1 protein-coding gene is annotated in these 263 nt (G+C 41.1%); it reads right to left on the bottom strand.

Annotated elements, in window-relative coordinates:
- The coding region (locus tag AAEZ02_RS22715; RefSeq protein WP_351125346.1) for a phosphoadenosine phosphosulfate reductase domain-containing protein at positions 1 to 263 on the bottom strand (263 nt) is incomplete at both ends.

Genomic DNA, 263 nt, shown 5'->3' with positions numbered 1-263 from the left:
CGTTGTGAGGGCAGGTAGTTACCGTGCTCTTTTAGCAAGTGTGCAAAGTCTTTTTCGCCACGACCTTCAATATTGTTTAATGATCGTGCATTTAAACGGTGAATATAACCCAGTTTTTCTTCAAGTTTATCAATAAACTCGTTGGTTTCTGGTAGCTCGTAGCCGGTATCAGTAAAGAAGTATTCAACTTCTAATTCGGGATACGTTTCTTTGACAAATAATGCTAAGGCGCTACTGTCTTTGCCGCCAGACAACCCTAGAAC

Source organism: Shewanella sp. T24-MNA-CIBAN-0130 (genome assembly GCF_040310185.1).
In the GTDB taxonomy this organism is placed as follows: Bacteria; Pseudomonadota; Gammaproteobacteria; order Enterobacterales; family Shewanellaceae; genus Shewanella; species Shewanella psychromarinicola.
The sequence above is the reverse complement of the archived record's forward strand: the minus strand, read 5'-3'. Positions and strand labels throughout refer to the sequence as shown.